Annotated in this window: 22 protein-coding genes and 1 tRNA gene; 14 read left to right on the top strand and 9 right to left on the bottom strand. The window is 42.3% G+C overall.

Annotated features, from left to right (window positions below; translation table 11 throughout):
* Positions 1-49 precede the first annotated feature (49 nt).
* From L9Q39_RS14965 to L9Q39_RS14945, 5 genes are all read left to right on the top strand, one after another.
* Positions 50-262, top strand: a complete 213-nt coding sequence (locus tag L9Q39_RS14965; RefSeq protein ID WP_237485903.1) for a hypothetical protein — start codon at positions 50-52, stop codon at positions 260-262.
* Between the two features lie 190 nt (positions 263-452).
* Positions 453-890, top strand: coding sequence for a hypothetical protein (locus L9Q39_RS14960; RefSeq protein ID WP_237485902.1), 438 nt, complete (start codon positions 453-455; stop codon positions 888-890).
* A 210-nt stretch (positions 891-1,100) separates the two neighbouring features.
* The gene (locus tag L9Q39_RS14955) at positions 1,101-1,805 is read left to right on the top strand and encodes an HNH endonuclease (RefSeq protein WP_237485901.1); all 705 of its coding nucleotides are present in this window, start codon (positions 1,101-1,103) and stop codon (positions 1,803-1,805) included.
* A 162-nt stretch (positions 1,806-1,967) separates the two neighbouring features.
* Positions 1,968-2,333 carry a hypothetical protein gene (locus tag L9Q39_RS14950; RefSeq protein WP_237485900.1) on the top strand — a complete coding sequence of 122 codons (366 nt, stop codon included), beginning with the start codon at positions 1,968-1,970 and terminating at the stop codon, positions 2,331-2,333.
* 55 nt (positions 2,334-2,388) lie between these two features.
* Positions 2,389-3,054 carry a hypothetical protein gene (locus L9Q39_RS14945; protein WP_237485899.1) on the top strand — a complete coding sequence of 222 codons (666 nt, stop codon included), beginning with the start codon at positions 2,389-2,391 and terminating at the stop codon, positions 3,052-3,054.
* Positions 3,055-3,171: 117 nt separating this feature from the next.
* Here L9Q39_RS14945 and L9Q39_RS14940 read toward each other — a convergent pair whose 3' ends face one another.
* Positions 3,172-3,468 (bottom strand): HigA family addiction module antitoxin, encoded by a 297-nt coding sequence (locus tag L9Q39_RS14940; RefSeq protein WP_237485898.1) that lies wholly within the window; start codon positions 3,466-3,468, stop codon positions 3,172-3,174.
* Positions 3,468-3,587, bottom strand: a complete 120-nt coding sequence (locus tag L9Q39_RS14935; protein ID WP_290369177.1) for a type II toxin-antitoxin system RelE/ParE family toxin — start codon at positions 3,585-3,587, stop codon at positions 3,468-3,470. The genes L9Q39_RS14940 and L9Q39_RS14935 overlap by 1 nt, the downstream gene beginning before the upstream one ends.
* Positions 3,588-3,933: 346 nt before the next feature.
* On the opposite strand from L9Q39_RS14935, the gene L9Q39_RS14930 reads away from it, so the two are divergent.
* The 3 genes from L9Q39_RS14930 (at position 3,934) to ylqF (ending at position 6,833) form a co-directional block, all read left to right on the top strand.
* The gene (locus L9Q39_RS14930; RefSeq protein ID WP_237485897.1) at positions 3,934-4,791 is read left to right on the top strand and encodes a LysR family transcriptional regulator; all 858 of its coding nucleotides are present in this window, start codon (positions 3,934-3,936) and stop codon (positions 4,789-4,791) included.
* A gap of 103 nt (positions 4,792-4,894) precedes the next feature.
* On the top strand, positions 4,895-5,614 hold the full coding sequence (locus L9Q39_RS14925; RefSeq protein ID WP_237485896.1) for a hypothetical protein: 720 nt from the start codon (positions 4,895-4,897) through the stop codon (positions 5,612-5,614).
* 271 nt (positions 5,615-5,885) lie between these two features.
* Entirely contained in the window at positions 5,886-6,833 is a 948-nt protein-coding gene (gene ylqF, locus L9Q39_RS14920) for a ribosome biogenesis GTPase YlqF (protein WP_237485895.1), read from the top strand.
* Positions 6,834-7,758: 925 nt separating this feature from the next.
* On the opposite strand, the gene L9Q39_RS14915 is transcribed toward ylqF, so the two are convergent.
* Both L9Q39_RS14915 and L9Q39_RS14910 read right to left on the bottom strand, forming a co-directional pair.
* Positions 7,759-7,833 (bottom strand) — tRNA-Gly (locus tag L9Q39_RS14915).
* 212 nt (positions 7,834-8,045) lie between these two features.
* On the bottom strand, positions 8,046-9,470 hold the full coding sequence (locus L9Q39_RS14910) for an oligosaccharide flippase family protein (RefSeq protein ID WP_237485894.1): 1,425 nt from the start codon (positions 9,468-9,470) through the stop codon (positions 8,046-8,048).
* 781 nt (positions 9,471-10,251) lie between these two features.
* Between L9Q39_RS14910 and L9Q39_RS14905 the strand changes: the two genes are divergently transcribed.
* From L9Q39_RS14905 to L9Q39_RS14880, 6 genes are all read left to right on the top strand, one after another.
* Complete coding sequence (locus L9Q39_RS14905; protein ID WP_237485893.1) at positions 10,252-11,217, top strand: glycosyltransferase family 2 protein; 966 nt, start codon at positions 10,252-10,254, stop codon at positions 11,215-11,217.
* Between the two features lie 357 nt (positions 11,218-11,574).
* Positions 11,575-12,522, top strand: coding sequence for a polysaccharide pyruvyl transferase family protein (locus L9Q39_RS14900; RefSeq protein WP_237485892.1), 948 nt, complete (start codon positions 11,575-11,577; stop codon positions 12,520-12,522).
* Between the two features lie 381 nt (positions 12,523-12,903).
* Positions 12,904-13,263 (top strand): glutaredoxin family protein, encoded by a 360-nt coding sequence (locus L9Q39_RS14895; RefSeq protein ID WP_237485891.1) that lies wholly within the window; start codon positions 12,904-12,906, stop codon positions 13,261-13,263.
* A 298-nt stretch (positions 13,264-13,561) separates the two neighbouring features.
* Positions 13,562-14,596, top strand: a complete 1,035-nt coding sequence (locus L9Q39_RS14890) for a hypothetical protein (protein ID WP_237485890.1) — start codon at positions 13,562-13,564, stop codon at positions 14,594-14,596.
* 271 nt (positions 14,597-14,867) lie between these two features.
* Complete coding sequence (locus tag L9Q39_RS14885; RefSeq protein ID WP_237485889.1) at positions 14,868-17,933, top strand: hypothetical protein; 3,066 nt, start codon at positions 14,868-14,870, stop codon at positions 17,931-17,933.
* A 161-nt stretch (positions 17,934-18,094) separates the two neighbouring features.
* Complete coding sequence (locus tag L9Q39_RS14880; RefSeq protein WP_237485888.1) at positions 18,095-20,107, top strand: hypothetical protein; 2,013 nt, start codon at positions 18,095-18,097, stop codon at positions 20,105-20,107.
* 79 nt (positions 20,108-20,186) lie between these two features.
* Here L9Q39_RS14880 and L9Q39_RS14875 read toward each other — a convergent pair whose 3' ends face one another.
* From L9Q39_RS14875 to L9Q39_RS14855, 5 genes are all read right to left on the bottom strand, one after another.
* Entirely contained in the window at positions 20,187-21,161 is a 975-nt protein-coding gene (locus L9Q39_RS14875) for a glycosyltransferase family 2 protein (RefSeq protein WP_237485887.1), read from the bottom strand.
* Positions 21,154-22,110, bottom strand: a complete 957-nt coding sequence (locus tag L9Q39_RS14870) for a glycosyltransferase family 2 protein (RefSeq protein ID WP_237485886.1) — start codon at positions 22,108-22,110, stop codon at positions 21,154-21,156. The genes L9Q39_RS14875 and L9Q39_RS14870 overlap by 8 nt, the downstream gene beginning before the upstream one ends.
* 73 nt (positions 22,111-22,183) lie before the next feature.
* Positions 22,184-22,876, bottom strand: coding sequence for a sulfotransferase family 2 domain-containing protein (locus L9Q39_RS14865; RefSeq protein ID WP_237485885.1), 693 nt, complete (start codon positions 22,874-22,876; stop codon positions 22,184-22,186).
* A 14-nt stretch (positions 22,877-22,890) separates the two neighbouring features.
* The gene (locus L9Q39_RS14860) at positions 22,891-23,418 is read right to left on the bottom strand and encodes a serine O-acetyltransferase (RefSeq protein ID WP_237485884.1); all 528 of its coding nucleotides are present in this window, start codon (positions 23,416-23,418) and stop codon (positions 22,891-22,893) included.
* On the bottom strand, positions 23,366-24,673 hold the full coding sequence (locus L9Q39_RS14855) for an O-antigen ligase family protein (RefSeq protein ID WP_237485883.1): 1,308 nt from the start codon (positions 24,671-24,673) through the stop codon (positions 23,366-23,368). Before L9Q39_RS14855 ends, L9Q39_RS14860 begins: the two co-directional genes overlap by 53 nt.

Here is a 24,673-nt window from a genome sequence, read left to right as displayed (position 1 = left end):
ATGATTGTAAATTACCACAACCGGTACAAAAGTCGACTCTGAGAGAATCTTGTTAGGACAGGCATATCAAAAAGCACACCTCGACCCAAAACAAGCCAAAGTCGCCTTAGCCAAAACGCAAGCCTATTTTAAATTAGGCGACGTCGAGAATGCGCTGATTGAAGCGAAAAAAGCCGATCAATATGCTGCTAATAATGGGGACATTGAGCAAGCGAAACGTTGGGTGACCTATCTTGAGGTATTGCGTAAGCAGAGTCAGTAGATTGAAGGATGTTGTTTGCGGATCTTGTTAGGACAGGCATATCAAAAAGCAAATGACAGCAACATAGACGAAATACAAACACGGAAAATTTCATCTATAAAGCGTGATGTGATTATGAAGAAATAATAGGTTACGGATATTTATTATATGGTATGATATTCCGCAACTTATGACTAATTACGTATAAATAATGAAAAAGCTACTTCTTTCTCTTGTCGCAGCATCGGTTGTTACTGGCTGTACTACACCACTGGACGAAATTTATGAGACAACATCCTCAGATGTGAATGTTGATAATTTCAAAACAATATGCATTTTTGACTACACTCCAAACATCGAATATTCGAGCATCAAGTATTATAAATCAGGTAGTAATTTGATTGGTCCGGTTAGTCGAGTAATGCCAAAGTTTTTGAACTATGCAGACAGGCTAGACGGAAATACGATCATTAACTTTGAAGGGAAGCAAAAGTTTGGTTTTTGGCCTTGGCGTTTGGTTAGACCTGTCGTTTATGGGACTGCGGTTGAGTGGGCGGAAAAGAGTGATACGTCCTGTAAACAGTTAGGCGGCAGAGTGTACGCTATCGAAAATCATCAAAAAGTCATAGATATTACGGGGCAGATATAAGCCCTCACATAACCCACGATTTAGTCAGATTCGCAACGCTTGGCACTTTCAGTTTGAATCAGCGCCAGTGTTTACGGCACAAAGGCTTAGGTAAGTGGTAGCGTTGCTCACTACTTAATTTGGCGTTAGGCGTCAATGGCAAAATATCACACCTTAAAGTACTGGTGCTTTTACTTAAAATAGCAAACTATTTAGCTCGGATATTTAATAATGATTAAGTGGCAAAGAAAAGTGAGTAAAGGTGGTCAAAAACCTTTTTATACATTTGAAGAAGTCGGCTCGTCTATTTTGAGAGTGACACGTTTCAATGACAGCGAGGAGTTCCAGAGAGACTTCTGTATTGGGCATCGCTTTACAACATATAACGGTTTACCTGTTGAGATGATCAGCTTAAATCCAAATGGTGGTAGTTCAGACTTTGGCTATTATTTGATTGTACGTGAAGTGACTAGCTCAGGATTAGGCAAAAAAACTGATGTTAGTGCTGCAAACCAGATCGACAAACTATACTTTAATCGCGACTTTACGTCTGAGGTGATTTCATCTCATGAAGTAGATTCTAAAAAGGTATATCTAGAGGGGGCAGTAAAACAAGTTCTTGTAAACCAATATGAACGCGACCCAAAGGCTAGAGAAGAATGTATTGAGCATTTTAAGTGCGTCTGCAATGTATGCGGCTTTGATTTTTCTAAGAATTATGGTCGCCATGGTGAGGGATTTATTGAAGTTCACCATATCAAACCGTTACATCAGATTAAGTCTAGCTATACAGTAGATCCAATTAAGGATCTGATTCCTGTATGCTCAAATTGCCATTCGATGCTCCACAGGGGACGTGAACCACTAACGGTTGAAGAGTTGCGAGCCTTATTTAAAGGCGAAGTCATGAACACCCATACAAACAAATCTTGTTAGGACAGGCATATCAAAAAGCACAAGAGTTAGGGTTTGCGAAATAATGAATAATGATAATTTGCTAAATGAGTAGCGAAACAAAATGTATCATGCTTGCTCTAACCCAAATTTGCGGTAGCGCTGCTAACACCTTAATACAGCGTCAGATGCTAGGAGAAAATTATGAAGGAGTTTGTAAAAGATAAGGATTTGATCAAAGAGGCGTTTCAAGCTTTGGCATACTTTGTTTTTTTAGTTGGGGTCATTAAGTTAGCATCACCAGAAATACACGACAGTTCAATACTTTATAGGGTTGGATTTCTTCTTGTTTTGTGGTTACTGTTCTTCCTCGCTATTTGTTACGCAATGCTTCATGTAAGCGTTGAGATCACAAAAAAATACTACCCAGACTTTGAATCACCGATGTTTGGAGGCAAAAGTGTTCCTTTTAAACAAGCTATTAGATCACCTAGTTACTGGCTCTGGTTTGGAGTTAGTATCCCATATGGTTTTATGGCCTGGGCGATTATAAATCTGGGGTTAAATTGAATCTTGTCAGGACAGCCATATCAAAAAGTAACAATTACAAAAAGCAGGAGGCAGAATGAATCACTTAAGAAAACATCCACTATATAATAAAGCAATTAGCTTAATAACAAAACTATTATTTATCATTTGTTTTATATCCGCTTTCTTTATGTTATTAACATTTGACTTCGATGAGTTAAATAACACTGCAATTGTTTCCTTTGTCGTTATCTTCGCTATTCTTCCACTTATAATTATCTACATCAGCTTTGATTCACAATGGATGCTTGAAGAGGAACAGATAGCAAAAATTAAAAATATTTACAAAAACATTAAAGCTAACACTCCTAGTGAGCAATATAATATTATCGTTAGCTTTTCAATTGAAACAAAATATATTGAAGTATTTCAAAGCAACGTTACACAAAGAGCTATTATCATTTATAACGATAATGAGATGATGTTATTTATAATTAGTGGTGACAATATTTCAAATGCCATAACTATTCCATTTACTGACCTTTCTAGAAGTACACTTACAGGTAATAAAAAATCATATACACTAAAATTAAATAATAATTTAGAGTTAGAGCCAATAGAAATAAAGTATCGTAATATTCAAAGGTTCTGTAGTTTATTTAGTAGTAATGAGAAAAATACACATAAGAGGCTTTATCAGCTGTTCAATAAATATGCAGTCAAAAAACACTATTTTTATCATGATATAATTTCCAATCGTTAAACCGCTTTTTCGGGCGAAGCCAAGACAGGTATATCAAAAAGCAATATGCGAGCCGCAAACACCGTTTAAAAGTCGCAATTAACGCCATACAATTAACGCCATAGTGGTTTGTTAACTTTATGTCGTTAAAGCAAAATTGATCGTATGTACTTTAGTGAGACTAACACTTTTTTTTGCTTGCCAGAGATCATAGTTGTCCTGCATTGTTAGCCAACTTTCCGGAGTTCTACCAAGTGACTTTGACAGACGTAAAGCCATTTCCGGTGAAACGGCACTTTGCCCTTTAAGAACACGATTCAGTGTAGATGGCGATACATCAAACTGTTTTGCAACAAAGCGACAGCTATAACCAAACGGTTCCATATAGACATCATAAATAAACTCACCTGGGTGAGGAGGGTTGTGCATACTCATTAGTGATAATCCTCATAATTCAAAATATATGCATTGCCGTCAAGAAATTCGAAAGTAATACGCCAATTTCCATTGACTGTGATTGACCAAATGCCGTCTCTATCCCCTTTCGGGAGAATCTTGTCAGGACAGGCATATCAAAAAGCAAAGTATACATTCAACTGTGTTGCGTAATTGCGAGTGTAAGCCAACACTCTACAGACGGAACCTTTCCGCACTCACATTCCACCAATGCTGCAATCATTCATCATTAAAATCTATATTATCAATACATTACGTGATCCTATGGCGTATTTTTCAGGAGAAAACCTGATAACTCAAAGAAGTCCGAAATTGGGACAGGCATATTACTGACTGCACGTTATGCTAACCTTTAGGCAGTTTTGATAATTTGTCGGGTCAACACCATTACCCAATGTTTTGATACACTTGTCGTTACCCAAAGGTGCATCATAGGAGCGTTTCTTGGACTTAAATCTACTCACAACTTTTTTGGCGGTTTATAAACATCGCTCTATCACCGTCGCCTCTGAAGAGTTAGACCTCACGCAGCCTGCGGTGAGTGCGGCGATTAAACGGCTCGAAGCGGTTTTGGGAAAGGTATTATTCGTTCGAGAAGGACGCGGGATCGCGCCAACAGGGGCAGCGGTATCGTTGGCGCACAAAATAGAAGATCCACTCGATGTGATAAACAGCATTGCTGACAGCAACGATGAGCTTAATGTCTACTGTACAGAAAGTTTGATCACCTTTTTTACTCATATTCAAGGCGTCAACTTTATCGAAGCCCCTTTGGGTGAAGACCAATTGTTTGACGCGTTAATTGCTCAGAAAGTTGATCTTACGATTGATGTTATTTCGAACAAAAGGAATGCGTTAATTGAGGAAGTGTTATTTGAAGACGAAGCGGTCTGTTTAACCAGACAAAACCACCCACGCATTGGGGACTCACTGAGCTATGAGCAGTATTTTGCAGAAAAACATATCGCGCTAAAAGTCAGGCGTTCACAAATGAATACCATCGACTTTCTATCCGATAAACCCACGCCACCAAGAAAGGTCAGTATTGAAACCAGCTCTATTTCTTCAATGCTCATGCTGGCAAGTACCACCGATTATATTGCTTCATCCACCCGCTCTCTCGCCGAACTGCTTGCGCCTAAATTAGGGTTGAACATTCATCCAATCCCTCTTGAACTTCGCCCAATTACCTTTCGGATGCTCTATCACCGACGATACGCCAATGATAGCCAACACTCACAAATCAGAGAGGCGATCAAAACCGCGATCCCAAATTCACTATCCCACTACAAAGATACATAAATCTTATTAATACCTCATCATAAGTGCGCTTTGTTTATTCCAAGGCTCGATCATTAAATAATCTCCAGTACTTGTTTACAGTTAGAAACTACTGGAGAAAATCATGAAAATATTCCGCCTATTACCCTTGTCTATGATATGTGCAAGCAGCGCGGCGTTTGCAACATCGACACAAGTGTACTTGGAGCAAAATATTGCCTCTAATGCTGCTGATGAAGGAACCTATACCACCGAAGCGGGTGCGCTGATTGACACATCGGAAAACGGTCAGGTTTACATTGGTTTCGATGACCAAGGCTGGTTAGCGGTGGGTTACGGGCACAATTTCTCATTGTCAGAGAGTTGGGAATTAAACCTTTACGGTGAACTCGGCAGATGGGATACGGGGGAAGAGATGTTGGTTGAAGCGATTGTCGACTTTAAAGCAACCGAAAACCTCAACCTTTTTGCGGGTTATGGCTACAACCGTTCAAGCCAAACCTTAGAACAACTCAGTGATACTGCTATCAACACCAACCAAATCATTGCTGGTTTAGGATTGACGATGGGGGATTGGGCGCTAGATTACACCTACACTCACGAAAATCGCGATGGCTCAAATGGGGGCTTTACGCACGTCGGTGGCGACTTCTACTTTAGCCAAGACTCCTACCGCACCAATGAACACGAAGTTATTCTTTCTACTTCCATTGACCAGTGGACACCGTACATAAAATACACTTACTTCAATACTCATGAAGGTGAGCTATCAACAACCAGTTCGATGAGCAATATTGTTGAAAATGACAGTATTTGGACGCTGGGTGTGTCTTATAACTTCTAATGATCCCGAGTCGCCAACGGCAGAAGGAGTTGCCGACTTAAGATAATAATATGATGCCTGCCTCTAAGCCAAGTTACCTCAAGATACGAGGTTCAAGAAAGTCCTCACATTTTAGAACCCAGAATAAAGTGTTAAGATGCCCACATCGTTGCTGCTGTGGTTACTGATGGTGCTCGAAACCGATTTGGTTTCCTGTTTTACAACTTCACCTTTTAATGCCCGATGGGATAACCACCAGCTTAACCATAAAAACTAAAGGTATATTTTTCATATGGTTAATAACAACATTCAATGGTTTCCGGGCCACATGCATAAGGCGCGTAAGGAAATTGAAGAAGTCATCCCTCAAGTTGATGTGATTATTGAGGTGTTAGATGCTCGCATTCCTTTTAGTAGCGAGAACCCGATGATCTCTCAACTGCGTGGTGATAAGCCTGTGGTTAAAGTGCTTAACAAGCGAGATTTAGCCGATCCAGAAAAAACGCAACTCTGGATTGATCACCTTGAAAAAGAGCAAGGTGTTAGGGCGATTGCCATCACGACGAGCCAGACTCACGAAGTCCAACAAATTCTTGATTTGTGCCGTAAACTCGCGCCACATCGTGAAGAGATTGGTAAAAACATTCGTACCATGATTATGGGGATTCCTAATGTGGGCAAATCCACCATCATTAATACTTTAGCTGGACGCACTATTGCGGTAACAGGCAACCAACCTGCCGTTACCCGCCGTCAGCAACGCATTAACCTACAAAACGGGATTGTGCTTTCGGACACCCCGGGGATTCTGTGGCCTAAAGTGGAAAACCCACACAGCGGTTTCCGTTTAGCGGCAACTGGCGCGGTTAAAGATACTGCGATGGAATATGATGAAGTGGCTTTCTACACCGTGGAATATCTTGCGGCTCATTATCCAGAACGACTGAAAGAGCGTTATCAGATTGATGAGGCGTTGCCTGAGTCAGATATTGAACTGATGGAGTTGATCGGTCGTAAGCGCGGTGCATTGCAATCGGGTGGTCGTGTGAACCTGCACAAAACCTCGGAGATCTTACTGCACGAACTTCGCGGAGGCACGCTAGGACAGATCACGCTGGAACTGCCAGAGATGATCACACAAGAGTTGGTCGAAGTTGAACTTGAAGCAGCACGCAGAGCGGAAGAGAAAGCGAAGAAGAAAGAAGAGCGTCGTAAGCGTTACTTGAAAAACAAGCGCTAGTCAGCAGCTTGCAAGGGCTACGAACCGATTCGCAATGAAAGATAGGGCGTGAATAGCAGATATGTTGTTCGCGCCTTTTTTGTATGATTTTATGGTGGGGTTAAAGGTGCCTGTCCTGATAACGAACCCCAACAACGCACCAACAAAGCAACGTCAACAATGAACAAGAAATGACACTCCCTGCAACGTCTCCCCTTCGGAGGAAGGGGTCTACTTATGGGCGGTGCTTGCTGGTAGTAGATTCCTTCCTGCGAAGGAATGACGGCGTGGTTGAGGAATGACACTCCTGCAACGTCTCCCCTTCGGAGGAAGGGGTCTACTTATGGGCGGCGCTTGCTGGTAGTAGATTCCTTCCTGCGAAGGAATGACGGTGTGGTTGAGGAATGGCGGAGTGGTTGAGTAATGACACCCCTACAACGTCTCCCCTTCGGAGGAAGGGGTCTACTTGCGGGTGGTGCTTGCTGGTAGTAGATTCCTTCCTGCGAAGGAATGACGGTATGGTTGAGGAATGGCGAAGTGGTTAAGGAATGACGGCATAATTGAGGAATGACACCCCTGCAACGTCTCCGCTTCGGAGGAAGGGGTCTCTTGCGGGTGGTGCTTGCTGGTAGTAGATTCCTTCCTGCGAAGGAATGACGGCGTGGTTGAGAAATGACACTCCTGCAACGTCTCCCCTTCGAAGGAAGGGGTATACTTGCGGGTGGTGCTTGCTGGTAGTAGATTCCTTCCTGCGAAGGAATGACGGTGTGGTTGAGGAATGGGGCAATTAAAGATGCCCAATTAAAGATGCCTGTCCCAATTGCGCAGACAGTACCCACATATGAATAATTGAAACCGATATTTTTAAACTAACAGACACACAAAAAACCACAACAAAGTGGTTAATTTTCAAAGTATTGGGATTGGTATAACAGACGTAAAAACTTGGAGCGTGCAGCGGGAATCGAACCCGCATCATCAGCTTGGAAGGCTGAGGTAATAGCCATTATACGATGCACGCACTTTGGTAGGAGCAGGTCTAATATGCCACACTGAAACTAAAAGGGAAGTGGATTTTCGTTTCATGCGTTTGATTGCTCACTTTTCACACGACAGGTTGAAAACTTAACCAAAATAACGACCTATCCCCAAGTCACCTCAAGGTGCAGCATTCAGAGGTAGTTTAGGAATAGTGGCGCAGTTTGGGTTTACGTTACTATCGAGTTATAACTTTTAGCCGTTGACCAAGAAGGCTTTCAATTTTTTTGGCCAGCGTATATCAAATATCAGAAGCGTAATGTTATAGCTCACGATTCCGGACAAAATCAACAGCGCAAATGCCTGCCAAGACATACCTAACATTGGTTGCAGAGACAAAATTACACTCGTCATCACTATGCCTGCGACCACCGATTGGTAGATCAAATCAAACATAAACGTCAATCGGACTTGCAACAGTTTGCTGATGGCCAACAGATTGAAAGGGGCTCCAAAAATGTATTTGGCACACATTGCCAGTGCCGCGGCCATTGCGCCGTATGTGCCACCAAAAACCGACAATACAAGCAAGGCGACGAAGGACGAAAATAGTTGAGCTTTAACGGTTAGTTTCGGCTGTTTGGTTGCAATCAATAAGGCGGGGACGTAAGCGAAAACAATGGAAAAAGCCGCCAGTAAAGAAAGCACTTGCAGAATTGGAATCGCGTCTTGCCATTTCTCACCAAAAATCAATAACACAACGTAAGGTGCAAGTAACGCAAGACCGAGAAAACACGGGAACAGTATGAGATAGGTGTAACGGCAGGTATCTGCAAAGAAGGGTTTTAGGTGATCCTGCTCGGTTGAATTATTGTACCGCCTTGAAAATACGGGTAACGCATAGCTCGACAAACCAAATAAAATTCCGCTACGAGGCAAATCCACCAAACGGGTAGCAAAATTGTACATCGCGACTTCTACAGCCCCGGCGACAGAACCTAGAATAAGACTGATTCCGCGGATCAACATATCCACATTTAATGCATTGATTGATAAAGGGATACCAAGGCGCAATAGGTTTACCATGTATTTATAGTCGATATATAGCGGGAGCGGTCTTCTGTCGATGTACATCAATACTGCAAGTGAGACAAAATCTATGACCACACCTTGAATCACTATCGCCCACGCTCCGCCACCGTATATAGCCATTGTGATACCGGCAATCGTCCCTAGGACTTTACCAAAAATGGTCCGTATTGCGATGGATTTGAACTGACCCTCTCGGCGCATATTGGCGATATAGACTCTAGCACCAATAGACATCAGAATTTTTAAACTCGCCACGGAAACCAAGATCAAGAAAAACATATCGGACGTCACTAACCAAGTGATACCAATAACTAACAGTTGCCCTAATACCGCTAAAATGATCGAGGTCCAAAAGAAAGAACCATCGGTTTTTTTATCGGTCTTTTCCGCGCAAACGTAGGGACCTTCCAAGGCAGCATTAATCAGCACGGCTATCGCTTCCACTGCCGCAATAGCCAACACACCCAAGCCCAACTGCTTTGGCGTAAGTTGAGAGGCTAAAACATAAAAAGAAATGATGGACAAAAAGATCATCCCGAACTTTTCAATAAATATCCATATCAGTTTGGCTAATCGTTCTCTTAACACGAATCACTCCCTGTTGATTCCATCGAACATAGGTTAGGTATTCGAATCTTCCCTAAGCAAACTCACTTGCTCTCGAAGTACCCCTTTCCTTTATATACCCAAGTTACCTCAAGATGCGAGGTTCAGCGAGATTTGCTTGGTTTGTGGACAAGGCAACGACTCGAAGATTTAGTGGTTCTAAATAAAGAGTCGTTAACGCCGGCCACGAGCCAAGCAAACTCGCCCGAAGGGAGGTCCTAGATGACTTTATCTCGGCGTCAAATATGCTTGAAAGGATTCACCATTCCTTCACATCTTTTCCTTGATATAAAGTCATCTAGGACCTCTGAACTCTGCATCTTGAGGTAACTTGGGTATACGCTCTGTGAATAACCTCATCATTGAATATTAATCATCAATGAACGCTACCAACACGACTTATTACCATCTCATTCATTAATTTGACACTTTGAGCAAGTCATTAATATTATTCAAATTTCAACGTCTATTTGATTACATTACTCATCGAATAGAAACTTATAATCAATATGCCATAAAGGTGAGGATAAAAAATGACATTCCATGTATCAACTATGAGACTTGGCAAAAAAAATCCAATTGCTGTTTAATTGTTCACACCTGACAAGGTTAGCATTAAACAATAAAAGAGATTAAGTTGTTATTGTAATATGTTCACACACAGACATGCCCTTAGGACGCAGTAAAAATGGGGCAATGAAAAAAGATAACAGCATGGATTATGAGCTGTTTTAGGAACACTTAGTTTAAAAGGAGACTAAACATGATAAGTGTCGATACCACCATTTTATCTTGGGATAGAAGTGACGATACCCTTGCTGCGATATCCAGTGCACTCACGCAAAAAGACATTATCAATAAGGTGATCGTGGTTGATCAAGGCTCTAAACCTGAGAACGTCACCAAGCTAAGGGATTTTTCTCGAGACAAGCACAATCTTGCCATTGTTTACAATGATGAAAATTTAGGCGTCCCAGGTGGGAGAAACTGCGCGGCACGACAAGGGGACGGAAAGTACGTTGTGGCTCTCGACAATGATGCGGAGTTTATTAATGAGTCTCAACTGAAAAAAGCAGTAGATATCATGGAGGAAAACCCTGATATCGCGGTGTTGGCGTTCCGAATTTTGCGCTTTGGTTCTAGTGAAGATGATTGGAGTAGTTGGCCTTTTGGTTCCACAGACAAGTGGCCGTCTGACTCTTCTTTTTACACCACGAAATTTGTTGGTGCGGGTCATATGATTCGACGTGAAGCCTTCGATGACATAGGTGGATATGACGACAAACTCTTTTTCATGCATGAAGAAGTCGATCTGTCTAAACGACTGATCAATAAAGGTTACAAAATTCGTTACACGCACGAAGTCGTGATCGGTCATAAGGTATCGAAAGAGCATAGAGTGCCATGGAACAGTACTCGAGCGATGTATGATGTAAGAAACAGCCTCTACCTTGCGGTTAAATTAGATACCAATAAAGGGGCAATCAACACCTTGCTGTTGCTGTCGCATCAACTCAAACGCGACTTTAAATTAGGGGCATTTAAGAGTTCATTGAAAGGACTGTTTCTTGGATTAGCGCTATTCCCCAGAGCGATTAAGTTGAAAAACAACCAACCCGAGAATAAAACCACCCTGAAAGCCGAAGAATATAACAAGATGTATTCGTGTACTGTCAGCAGAACATTCTTCCAGCGCGTGGCAAGGAAGGTGGGACAAACTTTTTCTTAACGTTTTGGTTCTGTTTTCCTTTGCATTTATTTTTCGGCATAAGGAAATGAGTCACTTCACCAGACTGACTCATTATCCGCTAATTAGTCAACGTTATTCGTTGTTTTATATTAACGCTATAACCCTCTTAATTTAGAAAATGAAACCATAACTGTCTGCGTAATTAGGGGAGATAGCAAGCTATAATGAATGACACCTTACAGTCGGTCATATAATTTTAATATAAACACAATAAAACATATTTGAAACCAGTAACGGCTATCGAGGGTTAGGCTGTTAATTAAATCGATCATTCATACGCTAAGAATATCGAATTTTTACCTAGTTAAATGAATTAAAAATGGACAATACACAGATATGAACAATTGGATGGAAAATCTGCGTGAATTAAAAGAGATGCACTTACAGATTGCAGAACTGTGCATCGGCAAAAAACTGGCATACGTGGATATACCTTTTCACGGTAACGTTGGTGATCACCTAATCTACATGGGTACGGAAGCGTTCTTTGAACAACACCAGTTAAATGTCATCTACCGAGCATTTGATACCAATGTTTGCGATAAAAATCTCGACGCCGCGGATGTCATTGTCTGTCATGGTGGCGGTAATTTGGGGGATATTTATCATATCCACCAAGCACTCAGAGATAGAATCATAGAGAAGTATCCCAATAAAAAAATCATTGTTATGCCACAAACCATTCATTTCAACTCACAACATAATGTCGACGCTTGTGCGAAGAAATGGAGCCAACACAAAGATCTACACCTTTTTGTTAGGGATACCAATAGCTTAGAGATCGGCAAACAATTCACTCCAAACTGTACTCTGATGCCAGATATGGCTCACAGCCTGCATCCTCTGGTGGATGTTTCTGAGGTATTATCTGCGGATGTTACCCTTAATGAACTTAGAATATTAAACTTGAGACGTGTCGACGTTGAAAAAGTGCAGCAACAAACCACGATCAACAAACAACCCTTTGACTGGGTTGACCTAACAACAACGCAAGACATCGCAACCACTAATTTGGTGGGAAGAATTCGCAATAAGCCATTTTTAAAACAGAAATCTAACCAGATATGGTTTAAACACTCTAAGTCTCTCTGTTTCCGTGCGGTACAACACTTTATGAGCCACAATGTTGTCTACACTGACCGACTGCACGGCATGATTCTTTCTTATCTTCTCGGTAGAAGAATCAAATTGATGGACAACTCCTACGGCAAAAACCTCAACTACTTTAATCAGTGGATAAAACAGAGCGATTTAGTCGAAGTGTTGCCACAAAAAAGTGATTAACTTCATTGCATTAACTTCATCGCATTAACCTCAAAGTCAGTCGTTCAGGCTGACTTTGCTTTACATCCATGATGGCAGTCCCGTGTCACTCTCTGTAGACATAAGTTCCCCTTAAGCGTTACCAAGCCCCCTAGTTCTGGAGAAATCACTGATGGATCAGTCTTCGAACTGGCTTGCCTCTTTTTGTATTAGCCAAACCTGACTTATATCCATACAATACAAAGCGATTCCCCATGTCTACCGAGCGACTAAACTAAGAACAACAGCGCGAGTAGGTATGCGGGCAACACAATATTCAATTCTAAAAACTCGGTTTATCGATCTGGTCGCAAACTAAATTAGTTACAAACCAAATCTAATCGCAAACCAAAGAGGCTCAACATGAAACTGATTCGAATTTTCCTTGGCAAAGTCATTTTGCTTGTTAACTCGCTATTCTCTCCTAAGGGCGTGACTCGCACTGATGAAGCACAAGCCGCGGCTGATAGCAAAGCCAAACAACTCGCTTTGTATCAATTTGAAGGCTGTCCTTTTTGCGTAAAGGTTCGTCGTGAACTGAAGCGCCAATCGATCAACGTGACGTTAAAAGACGCTGCCAATGATCCTCAAGCTCGTTCCGAATTACTGGCGGGTGGAGGTAAAGTGAAAGTTCCCTGCTTGCAGATCAAAGATGGCGAACATACACAGTGGATGTATGAATCGTCCGATATCGTTAACTATTTAAAGCAAGAATTTGCCTAATGCAGAAGCGGAGCCAGTCGAGCTCCGCTTCTTACTTATACCCAAGTCACTCAACTTAAGGGCTACTCGTTAAGCCTGCCGCATAAACCATCCAATACATTCCGAGCCATGCAGTACCACTTGCTGTAAGCCTTGCTCTAAAACTGACGTCTCGACATTGAGATCCTAAACAGCTCACTCACGATACTCGATTCGCTTTCTGCTCACCTATCTATAATCACGCCTTGTCAGTGCAATAAAAATCATGAGCTACGCATCAATAATTTCGTATGCTCAACAAACACAAAAGGACATGGACATGAAATACAGCTTTTCAACGCATAGCACCTGTGGCTTTAACATAAAGTGGTCTCCCCTCTCTTGTTTTGAAAAATTTCGCTGTAAAAAGGAGTGCGATGAAGAAGATAGCATTATCCTTGCAGGTACCACCAACACGGACGGAACCGGTTCCGCAACGAATCTCTCTTTAGACAACGCTGATATTTATTTGGTGGGCGAAGGCGAGATCATTCAAGACGATATTGTCGTCATCCAGTCCGATGAAGACGGAGGCTCAACGTATGTCGTCCCTACCTTTTGGAATAAAGACGCCACTGGGTTCGGCTATAAGGAAGTGAAAGTCACCAACGATGATGCGGTGGTGTTTGTTGCCGGTGTCGTGGATGTTGATATTAACAATTGCTATAACTATGGATCGCAAATCACGGTTGTCGATGCAAAACGTGGGGAAATCCATACCGGAAAAGGCGATGACACGATTAACGTCACTATTTTGTCAAACAACACTCTGTGGTCGAACCATTTTGAAATTGATACTGGCAAAGGCTCCGATACCATCACACTGCAAGCGTTCCAGAACTCACAAAACACCTCTTATACTATTGACGCTGGTCGAGGTCACGATGTGATTGACGTTGCTAGCCTATCACCAGCCAGTGACGACCCTAGTTTAGATATCGTGCGCTCGGTTGATGGTGGCAGAGGACTCGACGCCCTGTTACTTGGTGACACTCAAAATACGACTTTTTCTAACTTTGAAGCGCTTATTGGTAATGGCACAACATCGCTGATGATTGATGAATCCATGCTCGAAAATAATGGTTCTAAGTGGCTTGGACTCGTCATCGCCAACTGCGATATCGAATTTTCGGATGGGTTATCCGTTGAAAGTGTCAGTGCGAGCCTATCCAGTGTTGAGACACAGTTTGTCGATTCATTTGATAGCATTGCCCTGAGTTTGGCAAAAACAGCCGCTGATTTTAGTGTTGTTGAAATCAACAATGGTGACCAGAGTTATTCACTGCTTGTCGACGATATTAGTGCATTCATTTAGCGTCCAATACGATATTGAAAACACGCAATGTCACTTGCCACCATTGGCTTTGTTCCATGCTGCTGGACCTCCGACAGCATGGAATTTTCATTCTAAAATAGTACTTTTTGTTGGCTATCTAAACTTTTGCATCAAAATCATATTCATCATTGTCACCCTTTTATCTGTACTAACCTCTACTATGCAGCAGTGAGTATTTCTGCCCAGATACAGTCTTCAAAATAAACAACTATCATTTGCAACAGAGACGACAAATACGGAGCCGATATCAATGGGAATCCATAAACGCAGCGACCAAATTATTTTCCATACATCTAGCCTATACCCTATTATCTTAGCTTTGTTAATACTGATGTTAAGCGCATGTTCTAAAGATGAAACCGACACAAATATACAAACATCTAAAGACACACCCGTCGAATCGGACTCAGCAGGTAGCATGCTATCAGCCATGGATATCATCGAAAATCTGCAACAAAATCAGCGATTGTCCGAGCATGATGCGCGCAAGTATCTCACCGAGCTCGCAAACCTAAACCGTCTCTCTTCTCCTCTACAACAGAAATTTAGCACTTCACCGCAGATGGTCAGTTACATGATTTCAGAGCGGGCACGCAATGTTCCAATTGAACAGAGCATTGTATTGGGGCAAGACTACTACTTTGACCTTGAAGGCATGCTAAGCATGGCCTATTTGCTGTTTGACGATAAGTTACTGCTCACCGACAACTTACTTTTTATCCCAACGTTGGATTCGGATACGATACGAGATGTTGCCATACTCAGTGGTGTCGATCCGTCATACGTGACCAGTGCGACCGCGACTGGAGACATCAGTTACCGAATTACGCCACTACTCGAATCCGTCAGTCTCTCTCTATTCAATAAAACCGAAAGTGATCACGCCAGTGTGCAATATCGAGAGTTAGGTTCTGATGAATGGCTAGAGGGTGTGGATTTGCAATGGAATAGTATGGATAGTGCCCTATCCGGCAGCATTGTCTATCTTAAGGAACAAACGGAATACGAGCTTCAAGTAACGGCAACCACCGAAGGCGTTGAACAGCAGCCTGAGATATATACATTTTCGACATGGGATTCCCAGCCAAACTTTGACCCTAATAAGATCTATTATTTAAAAGATATCTATTTTGGTGGTCAACTTGACCTTGATGCACTCCAAATCGAAGGCAGCGCCGATGGATGGGCGAAAATTATTGGCGATGAAGACACCCCCATCATAGTCGAAAATAACGAATACGATTCTGCCATCAACATTGGCAGAAATAACTACATTTATTTTGAAAATATTACCGTACAAGGCGGCAGATTAAATGCCATCGAGAGTTTAACCAGCCAGAATTTATGGTTTAACGGTTGCGACATTTCTCAATGGGGTCGGACGCCGAATTACATCATAGATGGACTGCCCTACGAAAACGAAAATGACTCGACGCCCATTAATTATGATTCCGCCTTTGCTCTTAAATACAGTGGCAAGATAGTCATTGAAAACTGTGTTGTGCATTCTCCAGTCCCCTATGCCAACAGTTGGGAATCAGGACACCCTTATGGCCCGAACGCTTTCTTAGCATTAGCGAATCATCCAGATCTTGAGCATCAAGGGCAGGTCGTGATTCGCAATAATCGTTTCTTTGGTACCCCTGAACACCGATTCAATGATGTGATTGAAAGTTACTTCAATGGCGAAATTAATGGCGGCTTTGTTCGTGATTCCGCTATTTACAACAATTATCTCGCTTATGCCAATGACGACATCATCGAGCTTGATGGTGGTCAAAACAACGTGCTGTTTTACGACAATGAACTTGAGCAAGCTTACGTCGGCGTCAGCGCTATTCCCAATCGCAAAGGACCTAGCTATATCTTCAATAACTACATCCACAATTTAGGTGATGATCGCAATGTGAAATGGGCCGCTATCAAAGTCGGCGGGTTATTAAAAAAACCTGAGGGGGTCACCAATATCTATAACAACTATATTGCCAGTAGCGCCAACGGGATTGGGGCGTCATCCTTTTATGGTGACTACACATTCTGGGTCAACGCCATCAATAACGTCATGATTCACAATCAATATTGGAAAGTCATGGGGTACAGTATTTATGATCGCGAGCAGCATTATAGGTCGACATTTATCAATAATTATCTGTTTAACCTGAAACAAAAATCGCCTGTTTATCAAGCCGATAACCTCGTGAGCTATTTCGACGCTAGTATTGTCAATGCAGACTTTGCACAAGATCTTTGGGACCAAGAGCAATCTTTTGTATTAATGGATATTCCGAAAGATCTTCATGTACCAAACTTCACCAATACCGATAAAGACGGCAAAGTCATCATAGGTCGCTACTCATGCGATCAAAATATATCCGATAGCGCTATTTGGGTTGGTGCTACGAATAAAGATGGCACAGGTTCGTCTAAAAATCTGTCTAATGAAAATGCAACAAAGACATTAATTGATGATGGTGAGGTCACTAACACAGCCATCATTATGCAGCGCAGCAACGCTAATGATGGTAGTACTTATATTGCCTTCACCCCCGGTCACGCAAGTACTCAATATAAAGAAGTCAAAATTGATAACGCGGATGCGTTAGTTGAGGTGTCTAATTTAGTGGATGTGGATATCAACAATACTAACCAGTGTGGAGCAAGCATCAATATCGTCGGTGCCAAAAGAGGTCAAGTCACGACAGGCGGTGGTAACGATACCATCAACACCACGATCTATACCACAGGGGGAAGTTGGTCCAACTTGTTTACCTATAACACTGGCGCAGGCGATGACAAAATAGTCGTATTACCAAGCACTAATTCACAATACTCATCGTTTGAGATTGACACCGGTAGCGGTAACGATCTGGTTGACTTTTCATTGGTTAATAGCGCAACTAAGGAGGCGTTTATTGAGCGAGAGATTCATGGTGGTGAAGGCAAAGACACCTTGATTCTGGGATCCAGTGATGCCTATACATTTACAGGTTTTGAGATACTAATCGCAGACCAAGCATTGCCTCTGACTGTTAATCAAGCCATGCTTGATGCCAACGGCTCGCAGGATGGTGAAATCATTATCTCTGGCTTCCAAGTCAACTTTAGTGACGACATCAAAGTTCAAAATATAGATACTGCTTCAGCAAACGCTGATAGTAAGCTTCTTAATTCATCAGAAGCTTCGGAATATAATCTATCCGTCAGTGATAACGGCTACTACACCATAAATGTCACGACGAACAAAGGGACTTATCAGCTACACATTCAGGCACAAGACAGTGCCGACGGTTGTAATTGCTCAACGCAATCATTTTAGTGTTGAGCCTACCTTTTTTGAATAGAATAAACCGAGTGCTTTGAATAAAATAAACCGATAGTTAGAAGGAATTGACTATTTTGCGACCTATTTTTTTATTTCGTTTCAGCTCCAGTTTGAGTGAACTTAGACTTTGTACTTCTCGACTGTTGACTTGTGTAATGCTCGTGTTGAGTATCACCTCAATTGCTATTACCCACGCTAACGCGAATAACTCTAAACCCAGTCAACTCTCAGCCTCACAATTCGTTTCATATTTAGCTAAAAAACAGCCTCTGAATGAAAGCGATGCGCAACGGTATCTCTCAGCAGCATTCAATGACGGCAAACTTAATGAGCAACTCAACCGTACTTACCTCAAAGATAAGGCATTAACTGGGTATCTGTTGCTTCGAGCGGCGAAAGGCATCTCCGCTGAATACACTCTAGATGTGGGGTTGAAACGAGGCTATGATCTGTCCACTATGCTAGAACTTGCCTACCTGACGACGCAAGACAAAAGCCAACTCACTAATAACCTCCTGTTTACGTTACATATCGATCACGACCTGATACAAGATACCGCCATACAATATGGCGTTGACAAAGATGTTGTTAACAAAATGGCGAGTAAGCATCCGGCGGACTATCGCATCACCCCTCTGTTCGAATCGGTGAGTATTTCTGTGTTTAACCGATTAGAGTCCGATCACGGTATTGTTGAATATCGACCATTGGACGCTCAACAATGGTTGCCTGCATCTGATTTGCAGTGGAACAGCATAGAAAATGCGCACACCACAAGTATCGTCTACCTTAAACCCGAAACCGAATACCAGTTACGCGTTACTTTCACCGTCAATAATCAACCTGAATCACCACAAGAGTATGCCTTCAAAACTTGGAATGTCTTACCAACGTTTGATCCTAACAAAATATTCCACCTCAAAGACATCTACTCTGGTGGCCAGCTTGACCTTGAGGCACTCAATATTAAAGGTAAACCCAATGCTTGGGTTAAAATCATTGGAGACAACACCACTCCAATCGTTGTCGTTGATGATGAATATGACTCGGCGATCAATATTGGCGCTAACGGTTATATCTATTTTGAAAATATCGTGGTGAAAGGTGGCAAGCTCAATGCCATTTCCAGTGATAAAAGTCATCATCTCTGGTTCAACCATTGTGACGTTTCTCAGTATGGGAGAATCCCCAAGGTTATCAAGAATGGCAAGCGCTATGAGAAAGAAAACGATAAATGGCCAGTCAATTATGACTCTGCATTTGGTTTGCGACGCACTGGTAGGGTTGTGATCGAGAACTGCTCTGTTCACTCTCCCAATATGGCAGCGAATAGCTGGGAGTCAGGTCATCCTCATGGTGCCAATGCCTACTTAGCTATGGCCAATCACCCTAATCGCGACTTTCAGGGGCAAATTGTATTACGGAACAACCGTTTTTTTGGTACCCACAACCACCGTTTTAATGATGTGATTGAGAGTCGCTTCAATGCCTACGCGTCTGGTGGGTTTGTGCGTGACAGCGCTATCTATAATAACTACCTAGCTTATGCCAACGATGATTTGATCGAACTGGATGGTGGACAGAATAACGTATTGTTTTACAACAATGAGTTAGAACAAGGGTATGTCGGCGTTAGCATCATCCCAAATAGAAATGGACCAAGCTATATATTCAATAACTACATCCATAACCTCGGCGACGAACGAGGTGAAATGTGGGCAGCAATCAAAGCGGGCGGACTTCTGTCTCGCCCAAAGGGCGTAAGCACTATCTATAACAATTTAATCCTAACCAACGCAAATGGTATTGGTGCGGCGGGTTTCGAACAAGACTATACTTTCTGGGTCAACGCAATTAATAATGTGATGATCCATAACCAGCACTGGAACGTTCGCGGATACAGCATCTACGAAAAGTCACCCTACAAAGCGTCCGTCTATAAAAACAACTATATGTTTAATTTAGTTGCCAAAAAGCCCGTTTACCAAGCCAATGGCGTCGAGCCATTTTATGATCAGAGCCTGCTAAACCTTGATTATGCCAAGAAGCTTTGGGACAGCAATACTCGCTCGGTTAGCTTGAATATTCCGGCACAATATCGCCTACCAAACCTGACGCATGAGAATGCGGAAGGCGAAGTGGTTATTGGAAAATTGACCGATGAGTAAAACCATCACGTAGAGTCCGTCAACCAAAGGGGCGTACACTAACATACGTGCCCCTTGGTCTATTCACTTCTCAGTGACGTTACTTGGCTAACTGTTTAAAGCAAGCAAATAGAGCTCGACTGTTATCTTTGGTAAATAGATGTGGTAATGAAGATAGAATCTCGACCAATGACTGACGATAGTTTTTATTTACAATCAATAACCTAGCATAACCCAAACGATAATTGACAATACGTTGGCTTAACTTAGGTGTTTTTAAACCTACTCCATGGGCATAGTTTCTATGCTTTGTCAGCACAGCGATAGTATCTAAATAGAACCGCTCTTTAGGTTGCGCAGTAATACTGCCTTCGTGTTGGTGATACTCAAACACGGGGGTATTCACCACACCGACTCGACCTCGTTCCGCCACGGTCAACCATAGATCTGTATCTTCTGCGTAAATATAGGACGAATTGAAACAGCCGACTTCAATCAACAAACGTCGTCGAACTAAAGCCGCTTGAGTCATCGCAAACCCTCTTTGATAAAGTGCTGACAAAAATGACTCACGCTGAAAACTGTATCCTGCGTCATGATGCGATGCCTGTTCTAAATCCAGTAATTTCCATACTTTGAAACGAGAAAAAAAGGACGCTTGTTCCTGTTTGCCTTTGCTGAATATACTGTAGTCTCCGACCACTAAATCAAGGGGGCTTGCCAACTCTTCACATTGATTCACTAACGCGATTTGTTGTGCCAGTTTATCTTCACTCCAAACATCATCCGAATCTAAAAAGGCAACCCACTCGCCTTGAGTTAAAGCGATACCACTATTACGTGCAAGGGAAGGCGAACCCGAGTTCTCTTGATAGACGTAACGAATACGTTCATCGTCCAAATAACCCCGAATAATCTCAGCAGAACCATCAGTACTGCCATCGTCCACTACGATCAATTCATAGTCGTGAAATGTCTGCGCCAAGATACTCTCTATCGCAGTAGCCACATATTTGTCGCGGTTATAAACCGGCATCACTATCGAGACTAGTGGTTTAGTTTTGTGTTCAATCATAGGCTTCAATTTCCTTATGATGACCACCTCCTAACCTTGACATTAGCACTGAGATTAAGAAACCAATGGTTGCTTTCCCTTTATTGAAAAACAGCACCCGCCACGACCTTTTGAACATTTTTTTATAGACAAAGATGACATTTAAGTAGTCTTTTTTGTCAAAGAAAGAGCGCTGAAATTCATATAAATTATTAAAAACGAAAACACTGAGCTGATGATCGGTAAACTGAGACTGATACTTGGCGATGAACTTTTCAACAAATTGTTTTTTGTGAGTGAAGTATTTGGAAGGGTTAGAAGTGATGTTGCCATCACCAATGTGACGATAAGACAGAACCTCCGGTACGGTATGGATCTGATAAAACTCAGCAATTTGTGTCCATAACCAACGATCCTCGGCAAAACGTATTTCGCTATCAAATAGACCCACCTCGATTAGCGACTGACGCTTAACCATGACACAACTTGTGCCATTGATAATATTCCTAACGATAAAATCGTTAAAATGCTCACCATGCTTAACACGGTTACATAGATGGTTTTTACCATCATTGCTCAGTATCTGTTCGAAGCAATCAATAATACCGACAGCATGCCCCTTGTCAGTCAATTGTTGGTACAGGTTCAATTGCTTCTCTAGCTTTGTGTCTATCCATTGGTCATCAGCATCTAAGAAGCAGACCAGTTCTTCTTCCGCTGCGGTGATACCTCGGTTTCTCGCCGCTGATGGACCTTGATTCTCTTGGCTAATTAGGTGCAGTTCGTAAGGAGCCTGATATTTCGCCACCAACTCTGGACTACTATCCGTCGACCCGTCATTCACCACCACCACTTTATCCGGCAGACGTGTTTGAGCCGAAATCGACTCTAACGCTCTGATTATGGTGTGCTCTGAATTGAACATCGGCATGATGACACACACGGTTGCCTGAGACGCACTGTTGTTCATAATTTGTATCCATCCCTACTCTTCGCAATGGCTTTATTAATCCATCACATAAGCCCTGACTGCAAATATCGGACTACTTATTGGCATAGCCAAATAATTCAATATCTTCCCTGTACACTTTGCTAATTAACGCTCTGGTTTCATCACACATCAGTGCGTCATTGTTCGAACCAGTACCTTTTATCTTATGAGGCAGTACCGTATTTGACATTCCTAAATCGTTAAATACCCGCTGCATGTCGTCAGCAAGATTTTCAAACTTGCCCACATGATCTAACTCGACATCACCAGCAAAGTTTTTTAACCAATAAACTTGAGGCCTTAACAGACCTTTACCTGCAAACCTACACATGAATTCCTTAAAAGAAATATCTGCACTAACACGCAGCTGTCTTAGGTGGTGCTCATCGCGAATCACGTTCTTGTACCAAGATAACGCGCGATCCCATGGGTCACGAACAATAGAAAACTTGTAGTAAGATTCGTATTGCTCTCGAGACAGTTCCATTTTATTTTTTTGATTGTGGCTCTGGAACATGTATTTGTTTTTCTGACGCCGCAGCAATTCCTCAATGTTTTCTCTCGAACGGAAAGACTGAAACCTAAGCCAGGGTTGCTCCAACATACGCATGCTTCTATGATCTTGTGCCCCCCTCCCTTGGTGACCATCAAGATGCCCAAATACCGTCTCTACACTCGTCCCAGCACACTTGGGTATATGAATAAAAATACACCTATGTTCATGTGAAATCATAATAGCTCTCATCCAAAGTCCTTGATTTAAATCCTTTTGGCTGGGATACCTACTACTGTACAACCTCCCTCAGGGAAAGACTTATTGACCACGGCATTGGCGCCGATGATCACATCATTCCCTATGTTAATATTGCCAAATATTTTCGCCCCTGGTGCGATGTAAACATTGTCACCAAGTGTCGGCACCTCACTCGTTACCTTATCCGCACCAATATTGACGCAGACATGGATTCGGCAGTTTTCTCCGATGGTTACTCGACCATTGATAACCACGGTTCCAACATGAGGCAAACTCAAACCTTTACCACAAACATTGGGGGGGATAGTAAAGCCCAAACGTTCGCCTATGCGCTTTCTTCTTAGTCGAATAAACAGCAACATAAGTTTTCCCCACAAGGATTGCTTACAGTTTAAGTAATACTCTTCTTGCCGTAATAACCTCAGAAAACGCCAAGTACTATTGAACAATCGACCCTGTATACTTGGCTGATAGTCTGCGTTATCTAAGTCTGATTTTAGGTATTCGAGATAATCTGCTTTGCTTGCTATCATAGCTTCCTTGCCTAGATCCAACATACTTGGTGGATAATAGAACGATATAACTGAAGATAAAGAAATCGACAGCGTTGTGATTAGGGAGGGTATATCCGACAAAATTGGCAATGGTATAAACAATAATCAAACTAATACAGATGTAATTTTCTAGGGGTCTCTGTCGCAAATTTTGATACTTGAGGAGTTGGTATAATGCCGCGATGATGGTAATCACTAACAGCACTAAAAAGGGGATCCCACCGTGGAGCAAGGTTTCAATAAACCCATTATGTGCGTTTCCAATGTAACCCCACCTTTCCATGAACTCCTGAACGCCCCAACTCGCCCAATAAGCGCCAAACCCCCAACCAAGCGCTAACTTGTCATAAACTGAGGGCAGTATCAGCTCCCAAATCAACGTGCGATTGGTCAATGTTGCATCCCGTCCGACCAATTCAAGCAGCACCGCATACATTAAATAAGCGACCGTCAAACCCGATATGTAAGTTATTAACGCAAACCTGACTTTGTAGCGAACTAATGATTTATTGAGAGCTCCGGATAGCGTGATGTAATAAAAGTATCCGGTCGTCGCCAGCGCGATGAAAGTTAAAAATATCCCCGAAACCGAGCGTGTCGCAAAAAGCATGATTGCCATACACGCGCTAAAGAAAATGGCTTTTCTATCACGGTTTAATACCAAGGGCACTAGCATAGCCAGTCCCGCCATATAAGTACGTGCGGCTCCATTTTTATCAACAAAGATGCCCTTGACCGCGCCAGCCCTAGGACCACTTAAAATCGTCACTTTTTCTGGAATTATCACCATGGTGATAAGACTAAATAAAGCACAGGCTCCGATGGTATAGCCGATAAAACGAAAAACGGTTTTATAGCTATACATTTCCACTAAATAGTAAGCAAAAGCAACGACTGCGAAAAAAAATATCACCCTGCGCATACTCACCGCTGGCTCGACAGACCAAATGACACTCGCCAATGCATAGAGGCAGAACAGAATAAATGCCAAGTTCTTACCATCCGTCAAGATGGGTTTCAAACGCTTATAGCGAAAAGCTAAGATCAAGCAAACCAATAAGATAAAAGATCCGAATGCCTTGTTCATCAAACTGCCAGCCGCATTTTCTATATAGGGCTCAGTACCACCAGACGATACCAACATATCGATACCGTTAATCAACTTGGTAAAGAAGGCAATGCCAAACAGTGTAAACGCCGTTTTTAATGTTGATATTTTTATCTGATAATTCAT

The sequence above is a fragment of the Vibrio hippocampi genome (genome assembly GCF_921292975.1).
Lineage (GTDB): Bacteria > Pseudomonadota > Gammaproteobacteria > Enterobacterales > Vibrionaceae > Vibrio > Vibrio hippocampi.
This window is presented reverse-complemented; position numbering and strand designations above follow the sequence as displayed.